An 18,798-nucleotide genomic window follows, 5' to 3' on the forward strand; every position below is an offset into this window, starting at 1 on the left:
ATCAAATCGGGCGAAGGTTTTTGCCCCCAGCCTCGCGCTACCAGCCTGCCACGTGCGCGCCCCTGGTCCACCGCCGTGCGCCGGCCAAGGATATCTGTCATGAGCAGGTCTGAGCATTCGAAAATTTGAGCGACCATCGCCCGATTCAATCGTGAATCGTTTCCTTCCCCGACAATTCCTGTTCGAACCAGACCACCTTGCCCATTCCCTCGGCACGCGCCCCCCAGCGCAGGGCCAGCCTGCGGACCAGTTCGAGGCCTCGGCCGCCCTCGTCGGCGGCCGCCGCGTGCCGCTCCCTGGGCGGATCGGGCAGCGGGTCGGAGATCTCCACCAGCAGCGTCTCGCCGTAGGTGAGCCGCACCCCGATCGGCGCGCTCGCGTACCGCACCGCGTTCGTCACCAGCTCGCTGACCAGGAGCTCGACGGTGTCGGTCAGTTCCTCCGCGTCCCACTCCTGGAGCGCGCCGCGGACCAGCCGGCGGGCCCGGGAGACCGCGGTGGGCTCGGCGGGCAGCGTCCAGCCGACGGTGCGGGCCCCCTCCTCGCCACGGCCGAGCCGGGCCAGCAGCAGGGCCACGTCGTCCGGCTCACGGCCCTGCTCCATGGTGTCGAGCACCGCTTCGCAGGCGTGCTGGATCGAGCCGTACGGCTTCTCCAGCACCGCCTGCAGCCGCCCGAGGCCGACGTCCAGGTCCTTGTCCCTGGACTCGACCAGGCCGTCCGTGCAGAGCGCCAGCACGCTGCCCTCGGGGATCAGCAGCTCGACCGACTCGAAGGGCACCCCGCCGACCCCGAGCGGAGCGCCCGAGGGCAGGTCCAGCACCCGGCCCTCGCCGCCGAGCAGCGGGCTGCCGGTGCGGGCCGGGCCGGGGGTCGGCGGGTGGATCAGCACCGGCGGGATGTGGCCGGCCTTGGCCACCGTCAGGCGCGCCGTGGCCGGGTCGTAGACCGCGTAGACGCAGGTGGCCAGCAGCGCCTCGTCCGGCCCCTGGGCCAGATCGTCGGCCAACTCGTGGACGTGCCGCAGCAGCACGTCGGGCGGCAGGTCCAGGGCCGCGAGCACCCGCACGGCGGTGCGCAGCCGGCCCATCGTGGCGGCCGCCCGCAGGCCGTGGCCCATCACGTCGCCGACCACCAGCGCGGTGCGGTCGCCGGGCAGCGGGATCACGTCGAACCAGTCACCGCCGACCTCGGTGCCGCTGCTGCCCGGCACGTAGCGGTAGGCCACCTCGACACCGGTGGGCTGCGGCACCTGCTGCGGCAGCAGGGTGCGCTGCAGGGTGAGCGCGGCGGTGCGCTCGCGCACGTAGAGCCGGGCGTTGTCCAGCGAGCTGCCGGCCCGGTCGGCCAGCTCCACCGAGAAGGCCAGGTCGTCCCGGTCGAAGGCCTCGCGCCGCCCCGCCCGACTGAGCACCAGCAGGCCGATCACGATGCCCCGGGCCCGCAGCGGGACCACCAGCACGGAGTGCGCGCCGAGCGTCAGGGCGGCCCGCACCTTGGGATCCCCGGGGTACGTGGCGTCCTCCAACTCCTCGGCACCGGAGAGCAGTTCGGGAACACCGGTGCGCAGCACCCGGCCGTAGCAGGACTCCTCGGCGAAGCTGATCCGAGCGCCCCGGCGGAGCATCACCTCCACCTCCTCACCGTCCTGGGCGGCCGCCACGCCGAGTTGCAGCAGCGAGGTTCGCCGGTCGTGCCCGTGCCGGGGCAGGTCGTCGCCGTGCGCCACCGCCTGCAGCAGGATCGCCGCCGCGAAGTCGGCCAGCCGCGGCACCACCGCGCTGGCCAGCTCCTGCGCGATCCGGGCGGCGTCCAGCAGGTCGCCGATCCGCGAGCCGAACTCGTTCAGCAGGGCGAGCCGGCGGCGGGCGTGCTCGACCTTGGCCACCGCGCGGTAGCGCTCGGTCACGTCCATCACGGTGCCGGAGATGCCCAGCACCCGACCGCCGCGGTCGGTGAGCCGGCTGTAGGAGATCGACCGGTAGCCGGAGCGCGCGGTGCTCGGGCCGGCCAGCGTGACGTCGATCACCGGATCGCCGGTGGCCAGCACCTGACGCTGGATCACGCTGATCTCGTCGGCGGCCCGTTCGGGCAGCGTCTCGCCGGTGGTCCGCCCGACGTGGTCCTCGGCGGCCACCCCGTTCATCTCGGCCAGCGTCTGGTTGACGGCGGTGTAGCGCAGGTCGGTGTCCAGCACCGCGATGCCGAGCGCGGACTGCTCGAAGAGCGCGTCACGCACCGCCAGATCGCGCTCCACGGCCTGCAGGGTGCGCGCCTCGGCCAGCGCGACCAGCAGGAACGGGGTGCCGTCGCCGTCCACCAGCAGCGAGATCCGGGCCTCCACCGGGATGCTCGGGCCGTCCCGGTGCCGCAGCTGGGTCAGGCCCTGCCAGCTGCCGGTGCGCAGCGCCGCCCGAAACACCTCACGGAGGTCGGCGACCTGCTGCTCGTCCACCACCAGTTCCTCGATCCGACGGCCCACCAGCACCTCGCTGGGCCAGCCGAGCAGTTCCTCGGCCGCCGGGCTCCAGAGCACCACCCGGCCCGCCGTGTCGAGCATCGCGATGGCGACCTTGACCACGTCGAAGAGGCTGCCCTGGGTGTGCTCGCCGTGCGGGTGGCCCGGGACGGGCGGCGGGCCGGGGGTGGGGCCGGCGGTGGGGAACGGTGCGGCGGGGCCGCCGCGGCGGGCGGCGGGCGCGGTGGTGGGTGCCGTGGAGCGCGGCGGGCGGGGGTCGGCGGCGGGGGCGCCGGTGCCGCCGGACGCGGTGGTCGGAGCGCTGACCCGCAGGCGCGCGCGGGCGGCGGCGCCACCCGTCCGCGCGGGGCGGGGCCGCGCTCGCCCGCCGCTACCCGTGCTGGTCACCGGCGGGGCCTCCCAAGTACCGACTCGGACGGAGTACGCGTGACTCACCAATCGTCACAGATCATGCCGAACTGTGACATACCCCAAGGGATCACGCACTATCCATGCGTTCGGGTCATCTTTTCCGATTGGTCCCAGGAGTGGCCGAGCGGCTCGCCCGGTCAGCCGGGCTCGGCTCACGACGCGTCAGCGGAGGCCAGCAGCCGGGCGACCTCCGGCAGCACCGCGCGGTCGTGCTCCAGCCAGTCCACCGCCGACAACTCGTCAGGCCCCAGCCAGCGCAGCTCGGAATGGTCCTCCAGCGGCTGCGGCTCGCCCTCCAGCAGCTCCGCCGTCCAGATCCGCAGCACCAGTCCCGCCCGGACCGGCCACTCCCCCGCCAGCCGGTGCAGCGCCCGGGCGCGCACGCCCAACTCCTCGAAGAGCTCGCGCTCCAACGCCTGCTGCTGACTCTCCCCCGGCTCGGCCTTGCCGCCGGGGAACTCCCAGCGCCCCGCCACCTCGGGCGGCGCGCTGCGCCGGGCGGCCAGCACCCGGCCCTGGTGGATCAGCGCGCCGCCGACCACGATCCGGTTCTCCATGCCGGGGAGCTTAGGGCTTCCCTCGCTGGTGGCGGCAGCGCGCCGGGCCCGGCTCGGTGGGGGTCGAGTCGGGCCCGGGCGGGTCGGCCGGCCCTGACCCGAGGTTAGGGACGGCCCGCTAACGGGACGTACGGACGAGGTTTCGGTGCCGTCACGCACCCGGACAGCCGGGTTAACGGCGGGTAAGCCGCGGGGTCCGGTCGGGCGGGCGTCGCCCGCTCCCCCTGACCGCCCGGTTCGTATTCGACCGGCTCGGCCGATGCGTCACCCGCATCGGTTTCCGCCCACTGACGCGCACACTGCCCCCGTTCGCCCCCGTTCGGCCGACGCGTGAGCGAAGGACGCCACGCGTACGGCTATCGCAAGGGTGGACCGGCTCCCGCCGTGGCGCAAGGTCTAGTCCGGTCACAGGTCAGCGCCGACTCGGCCGATCCGTACTGCACGAAGTCCACCGACCCGGGCCCGCCGACCCGGCCCACCGCGCCGGGGCGGGCCTCAACCCCGGGCCAGCACCTCCCCGTTCAGCACGGCGAACCAGCCGTCCGGATCCACCGCCCAGCGCCGCCAGCCGTCGGCGATCACGGCCAGCTCGGCGTCGTCGGCGAAGCCGCGTTCCCGCGCGGTGGCGGCCAGCCCGGAGCTCACCACCCGCTCGGCCCAGGACTCGCCCCACCAGAGCCGCTCGCCGGCCGTCGCGTAGGTCCAGCTGGAACTGCCGGCCGTCACCTCGGTGAAGCCGGCCGCCCGGGCCCAGGCCAGCAGCCGGCGCCCGGCGTCCGGCTCGCCGCCGTTGGCCCGCGCCGTGCGCCGGTACAGGTCCAGCCAGGCGGTCAGCTCCGGCAGTTCGGGATACCAGGTCATCGCCTGGTAGTCGGCGTCCCGCACGGCCACCACGCCGCCGGGCGCCACCACCCGGCGCAGCTCCCGCAGCGCCGCCACCGGGTCCGCCACGTGCTGCAGCACCTGGTGGGCGTGGACCACGTCGAACTCACCATCGGCGTACTGCAGTCGGTGGATGTCACCGACCGCCAGGACGACGTTGTCCAGCCCTCGCCCGGCCAGGTACTCGGCGGCCTGCGCCAGCACCTCGGGCGAGCTGTCCACCGCCACCACCCGCCCGGTCGGTCCGACCAGCTCGGCCAGGTCGGCGGTGATCGTGCCGGGGCCGCAGCCGACGTCCAGCAGCGTCTGCCCGGCCCGCAGTTCGGGCAGCAGGTAGGCGGCCGAGTTGGCCGCGGTGCGGCTGCGGTGCGAGCGCAGCACCGCGTCCTGATGGCCGTGCGTGTAGATCGCCTGATGCTCCGTCATGGCTCGTTCCTCCAAGGCTCACTGGACTTCCGGCAGGATCCTGAGCCTAGCGATCGTCTCAGGGATCAAGAATATCCGTCCCGAAGTGCGAGACTCCATGGAAAGCGGTTCACCTCGCGGACGGTCGCGCGAATAATCGAGCCATGGGAAAGAGCTACGAACGGATCGACGGCAGGCTGCGCTCCTTCATCGAAGCCCAGCCGATCTTCTTCACCGCCACCGCACCGCTGTCCGAGGACGGCCATGTGAACCTCTCCCCCAAGGGCCGCGCCGGCACCCTGGCCGTCCTGGACGAGCTGACCCTGGCCTACCTGGACTTCGGCGGCAGCCACGCCGAGACCATCGCCCACCTGCGCGAGAACGGCCGGATCACGCTGATGTGGTGCGCCTTCACCGGCCCACCCACCGTGGTCCGGGTGCACGGCCGGGGCGAGCCGGTGTTCCGCGACGATCCGCGCTTCGCCGAGCTGCTGGGCCACTTCGCCCCGACGGCGGACGGCGGCGGGCTGCGCGCGGTCGTCCTGGTGCGTGCCGAGCGGATCAGCGACTCCTGCGGATTCGCGGTGCCGTACCTGGAGTACCGCGAGGACCGCGCGCTGCACGCCGACTACTTCGACCGCAAGAGCGAGGCGGAGTTCGCCGAGTACTGCGAGAAGAAGGACTTCGTCGGCGTCAGCGTGGACGGCCTGCCGGGCTTGCCGCTGCCGTTGCCACCCCGCCCGTAACGGGCCGCCTGCCCGGGCATCGTACGGTTGGGACCATGCCCACCCGCCCGTACGTGTTGCTCAGCGCCGCGATGTCGATCGACGGCTACCTGGACGACGCCTCTCCCGAACGCCTGCTGCTCTCCAACCCGGCCGACTTCGACCGGGTGGACCAGCTGCGCGCCGACTGCGACGCGATCCTGGTGGGCTCCACCACCCTGCGCCGCGACAACCCCCGGCTGCTGGTCAACGACCCCGACCGGCGGGCTGCCCGGGTGGCCGCGGGGCGCTCCGCCCACCCGCTCAAGGTGACCCTGAGCGCGCGCGGCGACCTCTCGCCCGAGTTGCGGTTCTGGCACACCGGCGAGCAACGCCTGGTGTACACCACCGACCAGGCGGCGGCCGGCCTGCGGGAGCGGCTGGCCGGGCTGGCCGAGGTGACCGGGCTCGGCGAGCGGGTCGGGCTCGGCGCGCTGCTCGACGACCTCGGACGGCGCGGGGTGGGCCGGCTGATGGTGGAGGGCGGCGGCTCGGTGCACACCCAGTTCCTCGCCGAGGGGCTGGCCGACGAGCTCCAACTGGCCGTCGCGCCACTGCTGGTCGGGCACGCCTCGGCGCCCCGCTTCGTCAACCCGGCCAAGTTCCCCGGCGGCAGCGGCCGTCGGCTGCGGCTGCTCGCCGCCCGGACGGTGGGCGACGTCGTCCTGCTCCGGTACGCCCCCAAGGAGTCCGCGTGAGTGACCTGTCCTTCCTGGCCCGCGCCATCGAGCTGTCCCGCCACTGCCCGCCCTCGGCGACGGCCTTCTCGGTGGGCGCGGTGATCGTCGGCGCGGACGGCACCGTGCTGGCCGAGGGCCACAGCCGCGAGGACGATCCGGTGGTGCACGCCGAGGAGTCCGCGCTCGGCAAGCTGCCGTCCGGCGACCCGCGGCTGCGTGCCGCCACCCTCTACAGCTCGCTGGAACCGTGCAGCCGCCGCGCCTCGCGCCCGCACCCGTGCGCCGACCTGGTGCTGGCCGCCGGGATCCCCCGGGTGGTGGTCGCCTGGCGGGAGCCGGACCTCTTCGTCACCGGCTGCGAGGGCGTCGACCGGCTGACCGCCGCCGGGGTCGAGGTGGTGGAGCTGCCGGAGCTGGCCGGGGCGGCCCGGGAGGTCAACCGGCACCTTTTGTATCCTGAGGAAACATAACCATCGCTTTGCGAGGAGCCCCGGCATGACCGTCGCCACCGAACTGTCCGTGCGCGCCCTGCTGCTGGACATGGACGGAACCCTGGTCAACTCGGACGCCGTCGTCGAGCGCTGCTGGCGCCGCTGGGCCGCCGACCACGGCTTGGACGGCGACCACACGATGTCCGTGGTGCACGGCCGCCAGGGCCACCTGAGCATGGCGATCCTGCTGCCGGACCGGCCGATGGAGCAGAACCTGGCCGAGAACCGGCAGATGCTCGCCCTGGAGACCGCCGACACCGAGGGCGTGGTCGAGGTGCCCGGCGCCGCCGCTTTCCTGGCCGCGCTGGCCGGCCTCCCGCACGCCCTGGTCACCTCCGCCGACCTGGCGCTGGCCCGGACCCGGATGGCCGCGGCCGGCCTGCCGATGCCGGAGTTGGCCATCACCGCCGAGTCGGTCGGCGCCAGCAAGCCCGACCCCGAGGGCTTCCTCAAGGCCGCCGCCGAACTCGGCGTCGCCCCGGAGCACTGCCTGGTCCTGGAGGACTCCGAGGCCGGCATCGCCGCCGGCAGGGCCGCCGGGATGCGGGTGCTGGGCGTCGGCCCCCGCGCGGCGGCGCACCGGCCGACGCTGCACGTGGACACCCTGGAGCAGGTTCGGCTCACCGCAGGCCCGGACGGCACGGTGCTGGTCCAGGTCACCGCCTGACCCCACACCGGGCCCACGGCCGCCGGACGGGTGCTCGCTCCCTTGTCGCCATATCGGCATGGGCGTACAGTTTCTTGTACCTACCGGAGGAGCGCAGCCATGAAGACGATGACCTACTCGGAGTCCCGCGCGCGCTACGCCGAGGTGCTCAACGCGGTCACGGACGACCGCGAGGAGATAGTGATCACTCGCGCCGGACACGAGCCGGTGGTCATCGTCTCGCTGGAGGACTACCAGTCCCTGAAGGAGACCGCCTACCTGCTGCGCAGCCCCGCGAACGCGCGCCGGCTGCTGGCCTCGATCGAGGAACTGGAGAGCGGCGGCGGGACCGTACGGGAGTTGGCGGACCCGGAGTGAAGATCACCTTCGCCTCCCGGGCCTGGGAGGACTACCTGTGGTGGCAGCTCCAGGACCGCAAGATCCTCAAGCGGATCAACACACTCATCGCCGATGTCGCGCGCAACGGCAACGAGGGGATCGGCAAGCCGGAACCGCTCAAGCACGGGTTCCAGGGCTACTGGTCACGGCGGATCAACGACGAGCACCGCTTGATCTACAAGGTCACCGACGACTCGATCCTGATCGCCCAGTGCCGCTACCACTACGAGAGCTGACCTGCCGGACAGTGAAACGCCGGCGGCCCACCCCGAAGAGGCGGGCCGCCGGCGCGGCGGTGCGCGGGTCAGACGTTGAAAGCGGGTCAGACGTTGAAGCGGAATGTCGAACACAGAGCTCCGACCTGCGGAAACGTCTCTTTAGAGGGGGCCATCCCAGCACTGCCCCAGCACGGGAACACATCCCAGCACTACCCGGCCGGCATGAGAGTTCAGTAGTGGTACCGGGCCGCGAGAATGACGATCTCCTTGTCCGTCACCAGATAGACGAGGCGGTGCTCGTCATCGATCCGCCGTGACCAGGCCCCCGGCAGGTGATACTTCAGCGGCTCCGGCTTGCCGATGCCCGTGAAGGGGTCACGTCTGACGTCCTCGATGAGCTTGTTGATCCGGGCGAGCATCTTGCGGTCGTTCTTGAGCCAGGACGTGTAGTCCTCCCAGCCCTGATCCTCGAAGACAAGCCTCACGCGGCACCCGCACCTGCGTCCGTCGACTCGGGATCGATCAGCTCACGCTCCGACAGGTTGACGTTGGCCAGGGCGTTCTCATACGCCTTGAGGAGCCGCCGAGCGTTCGCCGGAGAGCGCAGCAGGTACGAGCCCTCACTCAACGCCGCGTAGTCCTCGGCCGAGACAAGTACGGCATTGCCGTGCTTGGAGACGATCTCGATGGCCTCGTGGTTCTCGTTGACCTTCTTGATCAGCGGAAAGAGTTCCTTGCGGGCTTCGCTCGCAGTTATGGACATGACCTGACCCCTCCCTCAAGTGGTACCTAATAACGTACCACTCTCGACGTTCGCTCGGCGGGTGAACAGCTGACGGGCAGCCAGATTTCCCAGCACCATCCCAGCACGGGAAACCAGCAGAGCCCGACTCGGTAGAGCCGGACCCCGTGCGACCTGCGTGTTTGCCACGTCAGCAACGTGGTGTTATGTCATCCGCTCACACGTTGAAGCGGAACTCCACCACGTCGCCGTCCTGCATCACGTAGTCCTTGCCCTCGATGCGGGACTTGCCCTTGGCCCGGGCCTCCGGGATCGAGCCGCAGTCGACCAGGTCGGCGTAGGAGACGATCTCGGCCTTGATGAAGCCCTTCTGGAAGTCGGTGTGGATCACGCCGGCGGCCTCGGGGGCGGTGGCACCCTTCTTGATGGTCCAGGCGCGCACCTCCTTGGGGCCGGCGGTGAGGTAGGTCTGCAGGCCCAGGGTGGCGAAGCCGACCCGGCCCAGGGTGGCCATGCCGGGCTCCTGCTGGCCCATCGACTGGAGGAGCTCCAGGGCGTCGTCGTCGTCCATGCCGATCAGCTCGGACTCGATCTTGGCGTTCAGGAAGATCGCCTCGGCCGGGGCGACCAGGCCGCGCAGGCCGTCCTTGAACTCCTCGTCGGTCAGCTCCTCCTCGTCGACGTTGAAGACGTAGAGGAAGGGCTTGGTGGTGAGCAGGTGCAGCTCGCGCACCGAGGAGGAGTCGAAGCCGACCTCGAAGAGGGTCTTGCCGGACTCCAGCACCTTCTGGGCGGCCTCGGCGGCGGCCAGCGTGGCGGCCGACTCCTTCTTCAGCCGGGCCTCCTTCTGCAGGCGCGGCAGCACCTTCTCGACCGACTGCAGGTCGGCCAGGATCAGCTCGGTGTTGATGGTCTCGATGTCGTCCTTGGGCGAGACCTTGCCGTCCACGTGGACCACGTCGGGGTCGTTGAAGGCCCGGATGACCTGGCAGATCGCGTCCGACTCACGGATGTTGGCGAGGAACTTGTTGCCCAGGCCCTCGCCCTCGGAGGCGCCGCGGACGATGCCCGCGATGTCCACGAAGTCGACCGTGGCGGGCAGGATCCGCTCGGAGCCGAAGATCTTGGCGAGCACGGCGAGCCGGGCGTCCGGGACGCCGACCACGCCGACGTTCGGCTCGATGGTGGCGAACGGATAGTTGGCCGCCAGGACGTCGTTCTTGGTCAGGGCGTTGAACAGGGTCGACTTGCCGACATTCGGCAGACCGACGATTCCGATCGTGAGCGACATGAAGCGCGATCCCGTGGGCTTGGAGGGCGTGGAGCGGCACCGTACGGGCCGACCGCCAAGTCTACGGCCCACCGTCGGGAGACCGACCGGGGAGCCGGGGTGGGCCGGTGACTGCGCTGCCGCAGCCGGTTGGGCAGGACACGCACGAGGTCTTGAGGCGTCATTACCCAAGGTGATGTAAATCGGACCGTACGTTGGGCGTGTGGAGCAGAGCATCCGTACCCAGCCGCCCGGGCCCCGGCCCCGACCGCCAGCCGGCGGCGGGTCCCGCGAGGCCGCCGTTCCGGGGCCGGCCGCGCCCCGCGATGCCGTCACCGCGCGGCCCTCCAGACTCCGGCCCGCCTCCGGTAGTGCCGCCCCGCTGGCCCGACTGCGGCAGCGGATGGCCGGGGGCGGGGCGGCGACCGGGCGACCGCCGGGGCGACCGGCCCGGCTGACCGGGATCGGCGCCGGCGTGCTGTCGGTGCTCGGCACCCTCGCCTTCGGGCTGCTCGACCACTGGCTGTTCGGCAGCCTGGGGCTGCTGTTCGAGATCGGCTTCCTGCTGGTCTGCTTCCAGACCGCGGTGCGGGTCCGGCTGGCCGACCTGCCGGCCGCGCCGGTCAGCGGTCCGCTCGCCTTCGCGCTGACGGTGGCGCTGCTCGACCCGGTGACGGTGCCCGGGGTGGTCGGGCAGGTGCTGTCGCTCTGCGCCGGTCTGGCGCTGCGGGCCGCCTGGCTGTTCGCCGGGACGGGCCTGGCGGCGTTGATCGTGGCGGCCCGGTTCGTCGCCCAGCGCCGGATCCGCCGGGGCCGCTGACACCGGGGCCGCCGACCCCCGAAAGCCGGCGGGGCCTCAGTTCCCCGGCCTGAGCGTGGCCATCGCGGCGCCGACGATGCCGGCGTCGTTGCGCAGTGCGGCCGGGACCACGGTGGCCGCCCGCTTCGTGAGCAGCGGCAGGAACTTCTCGTGCTTGCGGCTGACGCCCCCGCCGATGATCACCAGCTGCGGCGAGAACAGCCGCTCCACCAGATCCAGGTACTCGTCCACCCGGACCGCCCACTCGGACCAGCTCAGCTCGTGCCGCTCCCGGGTCGCGGCCGAAGCCCGCCGCTCGGCGTCCTTGCCGCGCAGCTCCAGGTGGCCCAGCTCGGTGTTGGGCACCAGCGTGCCGTCCACGAAGAGCGCGCTGCCGATCCCGGTGCCGAAGGTCAGCACCAGCACCACACCGCGCGCGGCACGGCCCGCGCCGTGCGCGACCTCGGCCAGGCCCGCCGCGTCCGCGTCGTTGAGCACGGTGGCGGGCAGGTCCAGCGCCTCGCGGAACAGGCCTGCGGCGTCCAGCCCGATCCAGCCCGGGTCCACGTTGGCGGCGCTGCGGGTGTGGCCGTCGATCACCACGCCGGGGAAGGTCAGGCCGACCGGCCCGCGGTGGTCGAAGTGCTCGACCACCTCCTTGACCGCGGCGACCACCGACTCCGGCGAGGCCGGGTGCGGGGTGAGCACCTTGTGCCGGGGCGCGGACAGCTCGCCGCGCTCCAGGTCGACCGGCGCGCCCTTGATGCCGGAGCCGCCGATGTCCACGCCGAACACTTCGGTTGCCGCCACGTCGAGCCTCCTGGAGGAATCAGCCGTTCGACCGGATCGGCCGACCCACCCGGATCAGCCGACCTTCACCGTACGAGAGCGCGCCGACGAAAGCAGCTCGGAACCTGCCACAGCGTCAGCCGCCGGACGGGGCTCAGAGCTTGCCGGCCGCCTCGGCGCGCAGGTCGCGGCGCAGCTCCTTGGGCAGCGAGAAGGTCAGCGTCTCCTCGGCCGTGCGAACCACCTGGACGTCCTCGAAGCCGCGCTCGGCCAGCCAGGTCAGCACGCCCTGCACCAGGATCTCCGGCACCGAGGCGCCGCTGGTCAGGCCGATCGTGGTGACGCCGGCCAGCCAGGCCTCGTCCAGTTCGTCGGCGAAGTCCACCAGGTGGGCGGCCTTGGCGCCGTACTCCAGGCCGACCTCGACCAGCCGGACCGAGTTGGAGGAGTTCTTGGAGCCGACCACGATCAGCAGGTCGGTCTCGGGAGCGATCTGCTTGACCACCACCTGACGGTTCTGGGTGGCGTAGCAGATGTCGTCGCTGGGCGGCGAGACCAGCAGCGGGAAGCGCTTCTTCAGCTCGCCGACGGTGGCCATGGTCTCGTCCACCGACAGGGTGGTCTGGGAGAGCCAGACGACCTTGCTCTCGTCGCGGACCCGCACGTTCGCGACGTCCTCGGGGCCGTCCACCAGGTGGATCCGCTCCGGGGCCTCGCCCATGGTGCCGACCACCTCCTCGTGGCCCTCGTGGCCGACCAGCAGGATGTCGTAGTCCTCGTCCGCGAACCGGACGGCCTCCTTGTGCACCTTGGTCACCAGGGGGCAGGTGGCGTCGATGGTGGCGAGCTTGCCGGCCTTCGCCTCGTCGTGCACCGAGGGCGCCACGCCGTGCGCGGAGAAGACCACGATCGCGCCCTCGGGCACCTCCTCCGTCTCGTCGACGAAGATCGCGCCCTGCTTCTCCAGGGTCTGCACGACGTACTTGTTGTGAACGATCTGCTTGCGGACGTAGATCGGCGCCCCGTACTGCTCCAGGGCCTTCTCCACGGCGATGACGGCGCGGTCGACGCCCGCGCAGTAGCCCCGGGGGGCGGCGAGCAGGACGCGGCGCTGAGCGGTGGTCGACATGGCACCTATCGTACGGGCGGCCACGGCGGCCGGTGCGCGGTACCGAAAGGCCGTGGCGTGCGGGGACGGACGGCCGGTCGGATGTTCAAATCTGAAGAATGAACGATCCAGTGGATTCCGGCGGTCTGCGGCGCAGCCTGGGGCTGCGCGACCTGGTGGTCTACGGGCTGCTCTTCATCGCGCCGATGGCCCCGGTGGGCGTCTTCGGGGTGCTGGACGCCAAGAGCCACGGGGCGGTGGCGGCGGTCTACCTGGTGGCCACGGTGGCGATGGGGTTCACCGCCCTCTCGTACGCGCAGATGGTGCGCGCGGTGCCGCGCACCGGCTCGGTCTTCGCCTATGCCAGGGCCGGCCTGGGTGAGCGGGCCGGTTTCATCGCGGGCTGGATGGCGATGCTCGACTACCTGCTGATCCCGGCGGTCGCCTACCTCTTCTCCGGCATCGCGCTGCACGCGCTGGTGCCGGGCGTGTCGCGGTTCGTCTGGACCGTGCTGGCGGTGCTGGTCACCACCGCGCTCAACCTGGCCGGGGTGCGCACGGCGGCGGCGGTGGGCTTCGCGGTGCTGGCGCTGGAGCTCGTGGTGCTGGCGGTCTTCGTGGTGGCGGCGCTGGTGGTGCTGCTCCGGGACGGGACGGTGCGCCCGGCGCTCTCGCCGCTGACCGGGGTCGGCGGCTTCTCGACCTCGGCGGTGCTCGGCGCGGTGAGCGTGGCGGTCCTCTCCTACCTGGGTTTCGACGCCATCGCCTCGTTCGTGGAGGAGGCGGTGGGAGCCTCGCGCGCGGTGGCCCGGGCGGTGCTGCTCTGCCTGGCGCTGGCCGGGGCGCTGTTCGTGGCGCAGACCTACCTCGCGGCGCTGCTGGAGCCGCTCACCCCGGAGCAGCTGGCCGAGCAGCCGGCCGCCCAGGGCTCGGCCTTCTACGACACGGTGGAGAGCGCGGTCGGGCACTGGCTGCACACCCTGGTCGCGGTCAGCAAGGCGATCGGGGCGGCCTTCGCGGCGCTGGCCGGGCAGGCCGCGGCCGGGCGACTGCTCTTCGCGATGGGACGCGCGGGGCGGCTGCCGCGGGCCCTGGCGGCGGTCGACCGGGACTCGGGCGTGCCGCGGGTCGCGCTGCTCAGCGCGGCGGTGCTGACGCTGGCGGCGGCGGGCTGGGCGGCCCGGCGGTCCGACGGGCTCGACCAGCTCACCTCGGTGGTGGACATCGGCGCGCTGTGCGCCTTCGCGCTGCTGCACGCCTCGGTGATCGGCTGGTACACCGTCAAGCACGGCTCGCGGCACCGGATGCGACATCTGGTGCTACCGCTGCTGGGGATCGCGGTGATCGTCGCGGTGGTGGTGAAGGCGGCGCACACCGCGCAGCTGGTGGGCCTGGTGTGGCTGGCGGCGGGACTGCTCGTGGTGCTGCTGCAACGCGACGGTGCTGTCGGCGAGCCGCGCTAGCCTCGGACGCATGGCCAACAGCAGCTCACCCGACGCCCCGCTCCCGGTCGGCAAGGTCTCCCAGCTGATCGGCGGCTGGATCGACCGGCTGGGCGCGATCTGGGTGGAAGGCCAGATCACCCAGCTCAGCCGCCGCCCGGGGATGCAGTTCCTGACGCTGCGTGATGTCGACCAGGACGTCTCGCTGGGCGTCACCTGCTTCCGCTCGGTGCTCGAACCGCTGGCCGACACCCTGCACGAGGGCTCGCGGGTGCTGGTGCACGCCAAACCCGAGTGGTACGCCGCCCGCGGCACCCTCTCGCTGCGGGCCACCGAGATCCGCCTGGTCGGGCTCGGCGAGCTGCTGGCCCGGCTGGAGCGGCTCAAGCGGCAGCTGGCCGGCGAGGGGCTGTTCGCCGCCGAGCGCAAGCGGCCGCTGCCGTTCCTGCCGCACTGCGTCGGCCTGGTGACCGGCCGCGCCTCGGCCGCCGAGCGCGACGTGCTGGAGGTGGCCAGGCGGCGCTGGCCGGCGGTCCGCTTCGAGGTGCGCAACGTGCTGGTGCAGGGCCCGCAGGCGGCCGGCCAGGTGGTGGCGGCGGTGCGCGAGCTGGACGGCCACCCCGAGGTGGACGTGATCATCGTGGCGCGCGGCGGCGGCAGCGTCGAGGACCTGCTGCCGTTCTCCGACGAGGAGCTGTGCCGGACGGTGGCGCAGGCCCGCACACCGGTGGTGAGCGCGATCGGGCACGAGCCGGACCAGCCGCTGCTGGACTTCGTCGCCGACCTGCGGGCCGCCACCCCGACCGACGCCGCCAAGCGGGTGGTGCCCGACGTGGGCGAGGAGCAGGCCAAGGTGCAGCAGCTGCGCGACCGGGCCCGGCGGCTGATCGGCGACCTGGTGCGGCGTGAGGAGACCGGGCTGGCCTCGGTGCGCGAGCGGCCGGCGCTGGCCGCGCCGCACCGCCTGGTGGCCGAGCGCTCGCAGGAGCTGACGGCGCTGGTCGAGCGCGCCCGGCGGTGCCTGGGCCACCGCCTCGACGGGGCCGAGTCGGACCTCGGGCACACGCTGGCCCGGGTGGTGGCGCTCTCCCCCGCCGCGACGCTGGAGCGCGGCTACGCGGTGCTGCAGCACCCGGACGGGCAGGTGGTGACCGACCCGGCGCTGCTCGCGGCGGGCCAGGAGTTGCACGCCCGGGTGGCGGGCGGCGGCTTCGAGGTGACGGTCAGTCGACCGCCGGCACCGGGTCAGCGCTGAGCGGCGGGGCGGCCCTGCGCGGCGGGTCGGCGACCAGCCGGTTGCGGGAGAGCGGCACCGAGTGCTCGGCGAACCCGAGGCCGCGGTAGAGCTGCTCGCCGCCCTCGGTGGCGTGCAGGTCGATCCGGGTCACCCGGTGCTCGTCGAACCAGGCCAGCAGCGCCTCGGTGCAGGCCCGGGCGTAGCCGCGGCGGCGGTGCGCCGGGTCGGTGCAGATGTTGAAGATGAAGCCGAAGCGTCCCTCGGGGTGCCCGGGGGCGGGCAACCGCTGTTCCAGGGTGCCGACCGCGCAGGCGGCCAGCCGGCCCGCCCGCTGCGGATCGTCGACCACGAAGGCGGGCATCGTGGTGGCCGCCGGATCGGCCAGCCGCTCGCGCAGCACCTCCTCGGCGGTCTGTTGCCAGGGCCCTGGGCGTGCCTGGCCCTGCATCGCCTCGAACATCAGCAGCCGCAGCCGGACCAGCTCCGAAGCGTCCTCGGGCCGGGCCTGTCGTACTTCGCTCATGGCGCTGGACCCTAACGAGCGGCCGCCCCGGACGCAGCCAGGTTTCGGCTGCGGGGCGCTGTCGGGACCTGGCTCTAGGCTGGCTCCATGGCCGACGCGGAGAGCACGACGAGCAGCACCAGGACCGGCGAGCTGGGTTACGAGCAGGCCCGGGACGCCCTGATGGAGGTGGTCCGGCGGCTGGAGACCGGCGGCATCACGCTGGAGGAGTCGCTCGCCCTGTGGGAGCGCGGCGAGGAGCTGGCCAAGGTCTGCCAGCGCCGGCTGGACGGTGCCCGGGCCCGGCTGGAGGCCGCGCTGGCGGCCGAGCGGGAGCAGGAGCAGCCCTCGGCGGAGTGAGTCCCACCGGATGTGAGCCAGATCACGGCCGCCCGAGGAATCGTTGAAACTTCACTCATGTTGAATCAGGTGAACGGCACCCAGCCGCCCTTCCCGATCCCGCATGAGGTGTAGCCCCGATGACCATCGCCAACGACGCACTCGTCCTCGACGCCGCCGCCCAGGACCTGCTCTTCCGCGAGGCCCGCACCGCCAACACCTTCACCGAGGAGCCGGTCTCCGAGGAGCAGGTGCAGGCGATCTACGACCTGGTGAAGTACGCGCCGACCGCCTTCAACCAGCAGGCGCTGCGAGTGGTCCTGGTCCGCTCCGCCGAGGCCCGCGAGCGCCTGGTGGCGCACATGGCGGACGGCAACAAGGCCAAGACCTCGACCGCGCCGCTGGTCGCCATCCTGGCCGCCGACAACGAGTTCCACGAGGAGCTGCCGGCCCAGTTCCCGGCCTTCCCGCAGGCCAAGGACCTCTTCTTCAGCGAGCGCCCGGCGCGCGAGAAGTCGGCGGGCTTCAACGCCGCGCTGCAGGCCGGCTACTTCATCATCGGCGTGCGCGCCGCCGGCCTGGCGGCCGGCCCGATGACCGGCTTCGACGCCGCTGGCATCAACAAGGAGTTCTTCGCCGACGGTGACCACTCGGTGCTGGCCGTGGTGAACATCGGCAAGCCGGGCGCCGACGCCTGGTACCCGCGCTCGCCGCGGCTGGCCTACGACGAGGTCGTCACCACCGTCTGACCCGCCTAGGCCGGTCGGTCTAAGCACGCAGGGCCCGGATTCCCCTTGGGGATCCGGGCCCTGCTGCGTTCGGTGGACCTACGGCTTCAGAGCCTGCGCCAGCTGGTCGAGCTCCTGGTACGAGGCGCTGCCGGTGACCAGCGTGGTGGCCGGGCCGGTGGCCACGGTCAGGCCGCGGTAGTGGTCGCCCTGGTAGCGCGACCAGTCCTGGCCGGCGATGCTCGCGCTGCCGTCCGGCGCGTAGCCCGAGACCACGCTCTTGAGCAGGTCGGGCTTGGGCTCGTTGCTCTGCTCCACCGCCGCGTACTTGCCGTCGGGGGTGACGAAGCCCAGGTGCCAGCCGGCGTGGCCGTCCGGGTCCACGTCATAGCTCACCGAGGTCGCCCGCCACTGGTCGGAGAGTCCCGCGGGCGCCAGGATCGGATACGGCGCCGCGCGCTTGGCCGAAGCCAGCGCCGCGCTGTAGTCCACCACGCGTACACCGTCGCCGTTGCTGCTGTGCGGGATGGTGAGGTACGCCACCATGGCCACGCCCATCACGGCGACCATCGACAGGATCATGTCCCGGACGGTCTGCCGGCCTCGTCTGTTGTTGCCTGCTGCCACCCCCACATGGTGACCCATCGTGCCGCGCTACCCGACCACCGGGGTCGCCGTCGCGGCGCGATGCGCCCGTACCGGCGCGGTTCAGCCGGCCGCCCGGCGGGCTGCACCGCAGGTCGGCGGGACCCGCGCCACAGACAGTCATCCCATCCACAGCTACGATCGGGGGACCCTCATCGCAGCGCTCGACCAGACAGTATGTCGATGCGCTGACTGGCCGTCGCGTACAGAGAGGTAACGACGATGACCACGCAGCACCCCTCCCACCTGCCGCATTCGCTGGAGGTGGCCCCTGAAGCACCGGACCGCAACCTGGCCCTGGAGCTCGTCCGGGTGACCGAGGCGGCGGCCATGGCAGCCGGCCGCTGGGTCGGCCGGGGCGACAAGAACGGCGCCGACGGCGCGGCCGTGAAGGCCATGCGCACCCTCGTCTCGACCGTCTCGATGAACGGCATCGTCGTCATCGGTGAAGGCGAGAAGGACGAGGCGCCGATGCTCTACAACGGCGAGCGGATCGGCGACGGCACCGGCGCCGAGTGCGACGTGGCCGTCGACCCGGTGGACGGCACCACGCTGACCGCCAAGGGCATGGCCAACGCCGTCGCCGTCCTGGCGGTCGCCGACCGCGGCACCATGTTCGACCCGAGCGCCGTCTTCTACATGGACAAGCTCATCACCGGCCCCGAGGCCGCCGACTTCGTCGACATCACCGCCCCGGCGGCCGTCAACATCCGCCGCGTCGCCAAGGCCAAGGGCAGCGCCGTCGAGGACGTCACGGTGATGGTCCTGGACCGGCCGCGGCACGACGGCCTGGTCCGCGAGATCCGGGAGGCGGGCGCCCGGATCAAGTTCATCTCGGACGGCGACGTGGCCGGCGCCATCATGACCGCCCGCGAGGGCACCGGCGTCGACCTGCTGATGGGCATCGGCGGCACCCCCGAGGGCATCATCGCGGCCTGCGCGATGAAGTGCATGGGCGGTGTGATCCAGGGCCGGCTCTGGCCCAAGGACGAGGCCGAGAAGCAGAAGGCGCTGGACGCGGGCCACGACCTGGACCGGGTGCTGAGCACCAACGACCTGGTGAGCGGCGAGAACGTCTTCTTCGTGGCCACTGGCATCACCGACGGCGAGCTGCTGCGCGGGGTGCACTACCGCCACGAGACCGCCACCACCAGCTCGCTGGTGATGCGGTCGAAGAGCGGCACGATCCGGCAGATCGACTCCACCCACAAGCTGTCCAAGCTGCGGGCCTACAGTGCGATCGACTTCGACCGGGCGAACTGACA

Annotated in this window: 22 protein-coding genes; 12 read left to right on the forward strand and 10 right to left on the reverse strand. The window is 72.3% G+C overall.

The genetic code is table 11. The features are described from left to right. Positions 1-145 precede the first annotated feature (145 nt). The 3 genes from P3T41_RS04310 to P3T41_RS04320 all read right to left on the reverse strand — a co-directional run bounded on the left by P3T41_RS04310 (position 146) and on the right by P3T41_RS04320 (position 4,755). Positions 146-2,866 carry a SpoIIE family protein phosphatase gene (locus tag P3T41_RS04310; RefSeq protein WP_280687769.1) on the reverse strand — a complete coding sequence of 907 codons (2,721 nt, stop codon included), beginning with the start codon at positions 2,864-2,866 and terminating at the stop codon, positions 146-148. A gap of 176 nt (positions 2,867-3,042) precedes the next feature. Beyond that, positions 3,043-3,447, reverse strand: a complete 405-nt coding sequence (locus tag P3T41_RS04315) for a (deoxy)nucleoside triphosphate pyrophosphohydrolase (RefSeq protein ID WP_280687771.1) — start codon at positions 3,445-3,447, stop codon at positions 3,043-3,045. Between the two features lie 495 nt (positions 3,448-3,942). Then, positions 3,943-4,755: a methyltransferase domain-containing protein gene (locus P3T41_RS04320; RefSeq protein WP_280687773.1), complete on the reverse strand. Its 813-nt coding sequence runs from the start codon at positions 4,753-4,755 to the stop codon at positions 3,943-3,945. Positions 4,756-4,898: 143 nt separating this feature from the next. Here P3T41_RS04320 and P3T41_RS04325 point away from each other — a divergent pair, with 143 nt between their 5' ends. From P3T41_RS04325 to P3T41_RS04345, 6 genes are all read left to right on the forward strand, one after another. Then, positions 4,899-5,480 carry a pyridoxamine 5'-phosphate oxidase family protein gene (locus tag P3T41_RS04325; protein WP_280687774.1) on the forward strand — a complete coding sequence of 194 codons (582 nt, stop codon included), beginning with the start codon at positions 4,899-4,901 and terminating at the stop codon, positions 5,478-5,480. 35 nt (positions 5,481-5,515) lie between these two features. Then, entirely contained in the window at positions 5,516-6,196 is a 681-nt protein-coding gene (locus tag P3T41_RS36895; RefSeq protein ID WP_348533623.1) for a dihydrofolate reductase family protein, read from the forward strand. After that, positions 6,193-6,648 carry a deaminase gene (locus P3T41_RS36900; RefSeq protein ID WP_348533624.1) on the forward strand — a complete coding sequence of 152 codons (456 nt, stop codon included), beginning with the start codon at positions 6,193-6,195 and terminating at the stop codon, positions 6,646-6,648. Before P3T41_RS36895 ends, P3T41_RS36900 begins: the two co-directional genes overlap by 4 nt. Positions 6,649-6,673: 25 nt before the next feature. Continuing rightward, on the forward strand, positions 6,674-7,336 hold the full coding sequence (locus P3T41_RS04335; protein ID WP_280687776.1) for an HAD-IA family hydrolase: 663 nt from the start codon (positions 6,674-6,676) through the stop codon (positions 7,334-7,336). Positions 7,337-7,435: 99 nt separating this feature from the next. Then, a complete protein-coding gene (locus tag P3T41_RS04340) occupies positions 7,436-7,693 on the forward strand; it encodes a type II toxin-antitoxin system prevent-host-death family antitoxin (protein ID WP_280687778.1) in 258 nt (85 codons plus the stop codon). Then, positions 7,690-7,950, forward strand: a complete 261-nt coding sequence (locus P3T41_RS04345) for a Txe/YoeB family addiction module toxin (RefSeq protein WP_280687780.1) — start codon at positions 7,690-7,692, stop codon at positions 7,948-7,950. The genes P3T41_RS04340 and P3T41_RS04345 overlap by 4 nt, the downstream gene beginning before the upstream one ends. 212 nt (positions 7,951-8,162) lie before the next feature. Here P3T41_RS04345 and P3T41_RS04350 read toward each other — a convergent pair whose 3' ends face one another. The 3 genes from P3T41_RS04350 to ychF form a co-directional block, all read right to left on the reverse strand. Then, positions 8,163-8,417, reverse strand: a complete 255-nt coding sequence (locus P3T41_RS04350; protein WP_073443650.1) for a Txe/YoeB family addiction module toxin — start codon at positions 8,415-8,417, stop codon at positions 8,163-8,165. Next, on the reverse strand, positions 8,414-8,695 hold the full coding sequence (locus P3T41_RS04355; RefSeq protein ID WP_280687784.1) for a type II toxin-antitoxin system prevent-host-death family antitoxin: 282 nt from the start codon (positions 8,693-8,695) through the stop codon (positions 8,414-8,416). Before P3T41_RS04355 ends, P3T41_RS04350 begins: the two co-directional genes overlap by 4 nt. Positions 8,696-8,891: 196 nt before the next feature. Beyond that, the gene (ychF, locus tag P3T41_RS04360; RefSeq protein WP_280687785.1) at positions 8,892-9,965 is read right to left on the reverse strand and encodes a redox-regulated ATPase YchF; all 1,074 of its coding nucleotides are present in this window, start codon (positions 9,963-9,965) and stop codon (positions 8,892-8,894) included. Positions 9,966-10,167: 202 nt separating this feature from the next. Here ychF and P3T41_RS04365 point away from each other — a divergent pair, with 202 nt between their 5' ends. After that, a complete protein-coding gene (locus P3T41_RS04365) occupies positions 10,168-10,764 on the forward strand; it encodes a DUF6542 domain-containing protein (protein WP_280687786.1) in 597 nt (198 codons plus the stop codon). A gap of 36 nt (positions 10,765-10,800) precedes the next feature. Here P3T41_RS04365 and ppgK read toward each other — a convergent pair whose 3' ends face one another. Both ppgK and P3T41_RS04375 read right to left on the reverse strand, forming a co-directional pair. Then, the gene (ppgK, locus tag P3T41_RS04370) at positions 10,801-11,553 is read right to left on the reverse strand and encodes a polyphosphate--glucose phosphotransferase (protein WP_280687788.1); all 753 of its coding nucleotides are present in this window, start codon (positions 11,551-11,553) and stop codon (positions 10,801-10,803) included. A 133-nt stretch (positions 11,554-11,686) separates the two neighbouring features. Beyond that, the gene (locus tag P3T41_RS04375; protein ID WP_280687789.1) at positions 11,687-12,661 is read right to left on the reverse strand and encodes a 4-hydroxy-3-methylbut-2-enyl diphosphate reductase; all 975 of its coding nucleotides are present in this window, start codon (positions 12,659-12,661) and stop codon (positions 11,687-11,689) included. 98 nt (positions 12,662-12,759) lie between these two features. Between P3T41_RS04375 and P3T41_RS04380 the strand changes: the two genes are divergently transcribed. Together P3T41_RS04380 and xseA are read left to right on the forward strand one after the other, a co-directional pair. Next, complete coding sequence (locus P3T41_RS04380; RefSeq protein ID WP_280687790.1) at positions 12,760-14,103, forward strand: APC family permease; 1,344 nt, start codon at positions 12,760-12,762, stop codon at positions 14,101-14,103. 10 nt (positions 14,104-14,113) lie between these two features. Next, positions 14,114-15,337 carry an exodeoxyribonuclease VII large subunit gene (gene xseA, locus P3T41_RS04385; protein ID WP_280687791.1) on the forward strand — a complete coding sequence of 408 codons (1,224 nt, stop codon included), beginning with the start codon at positions 14,114-14,116 and terminating at the stop codon, positions 15,335-15,337. On the opposite strand, the gene P3T41_RS04390 is transcribed toward xseA, so the two are convergent. Beyond that, entirely contained in the window at positions 15,306-15,842 is a 537-nt protein-coding gene (locus P3T41_RS04390) for a GNAT family N-acetyltransferase (protein ID WP_280687792.1), read from the reverse strand. The two genes, xseA and P3T41_RS04390, sit on opposite strands and share 32 nt — an antisense overlap. A gap of 87 nt (positions 15,843-15,929) precedes the next feature. On the opposite strand from P3T41_RS04390, the gene P3T41_RS04395 reads away from it, so the two are divergent. Both P3T41_RS04395 and P3T41_RS04400 read left to right on the forward strand, forming a co-directional pair. Next, a complete protein-coding gene (locus P3T41_RS04395) occupies positions 15,930-16,181 on the forward strand; it encodes an exodeoxyribonuclease VII small subunit (RefSeq protein ID WP_280687793.1) in 252 nt (83 codons plus the stop codon). Between the two features lie 119 nt (positions 16,182-16,300). Next, entirely contained in the window at positions 16,301-16,909 is a 609-nt protein-coding gene (locus P3T41_RS04400; protein ID WP_280687794.1) for a malonic semialdehyde reductase, read from the forward strand. Positions 16,910-16,987: 78 nt separating this feature from the next. Here P3T41_RS04400 and P3T41_RS04405 read toward each other — a convergent pair whose 3' ends face one another. Next, positions 16,988-17,533: a DUF4245 domain-containing protein gene (locus tag P3T41_RS04405; RefSeq protein ID WP_280687795.1), complete on the reverse strand. Its 546-nt coding sequence runs from the start codon at positions 17,531-17,533 to the stop codon at positions 16,988-16,990. 222 nt (positions 17,534-17,755) lie between these two features. On the opposite strand from P3T41_RS04405, the gene glpX reads away from it, so the two are divergent. Continuing rightward, positions 17,756-18,796, forward strand: coding sequence for a class II fructose-bisphosphatase (gene glpX / locus P3T41_RS04410; RefSeq protein ID WP_280687796.1), 1,041 nt, complete (start codon positions 17,756-17,758; stop codon positions 18,794-18,796). Positions 18,797-18,798 lie beyond the last annotated feature (2 nt).

Origin of the sequence: Kitasatospora sp. GAS204B (assembly GCF_029892155.1) — a bacterium.
Lineage (GTDB): Bacteria > Actinomycetota > Actinomycetes > Streptomycetales > Streptomycetaceae > Kitasatospora.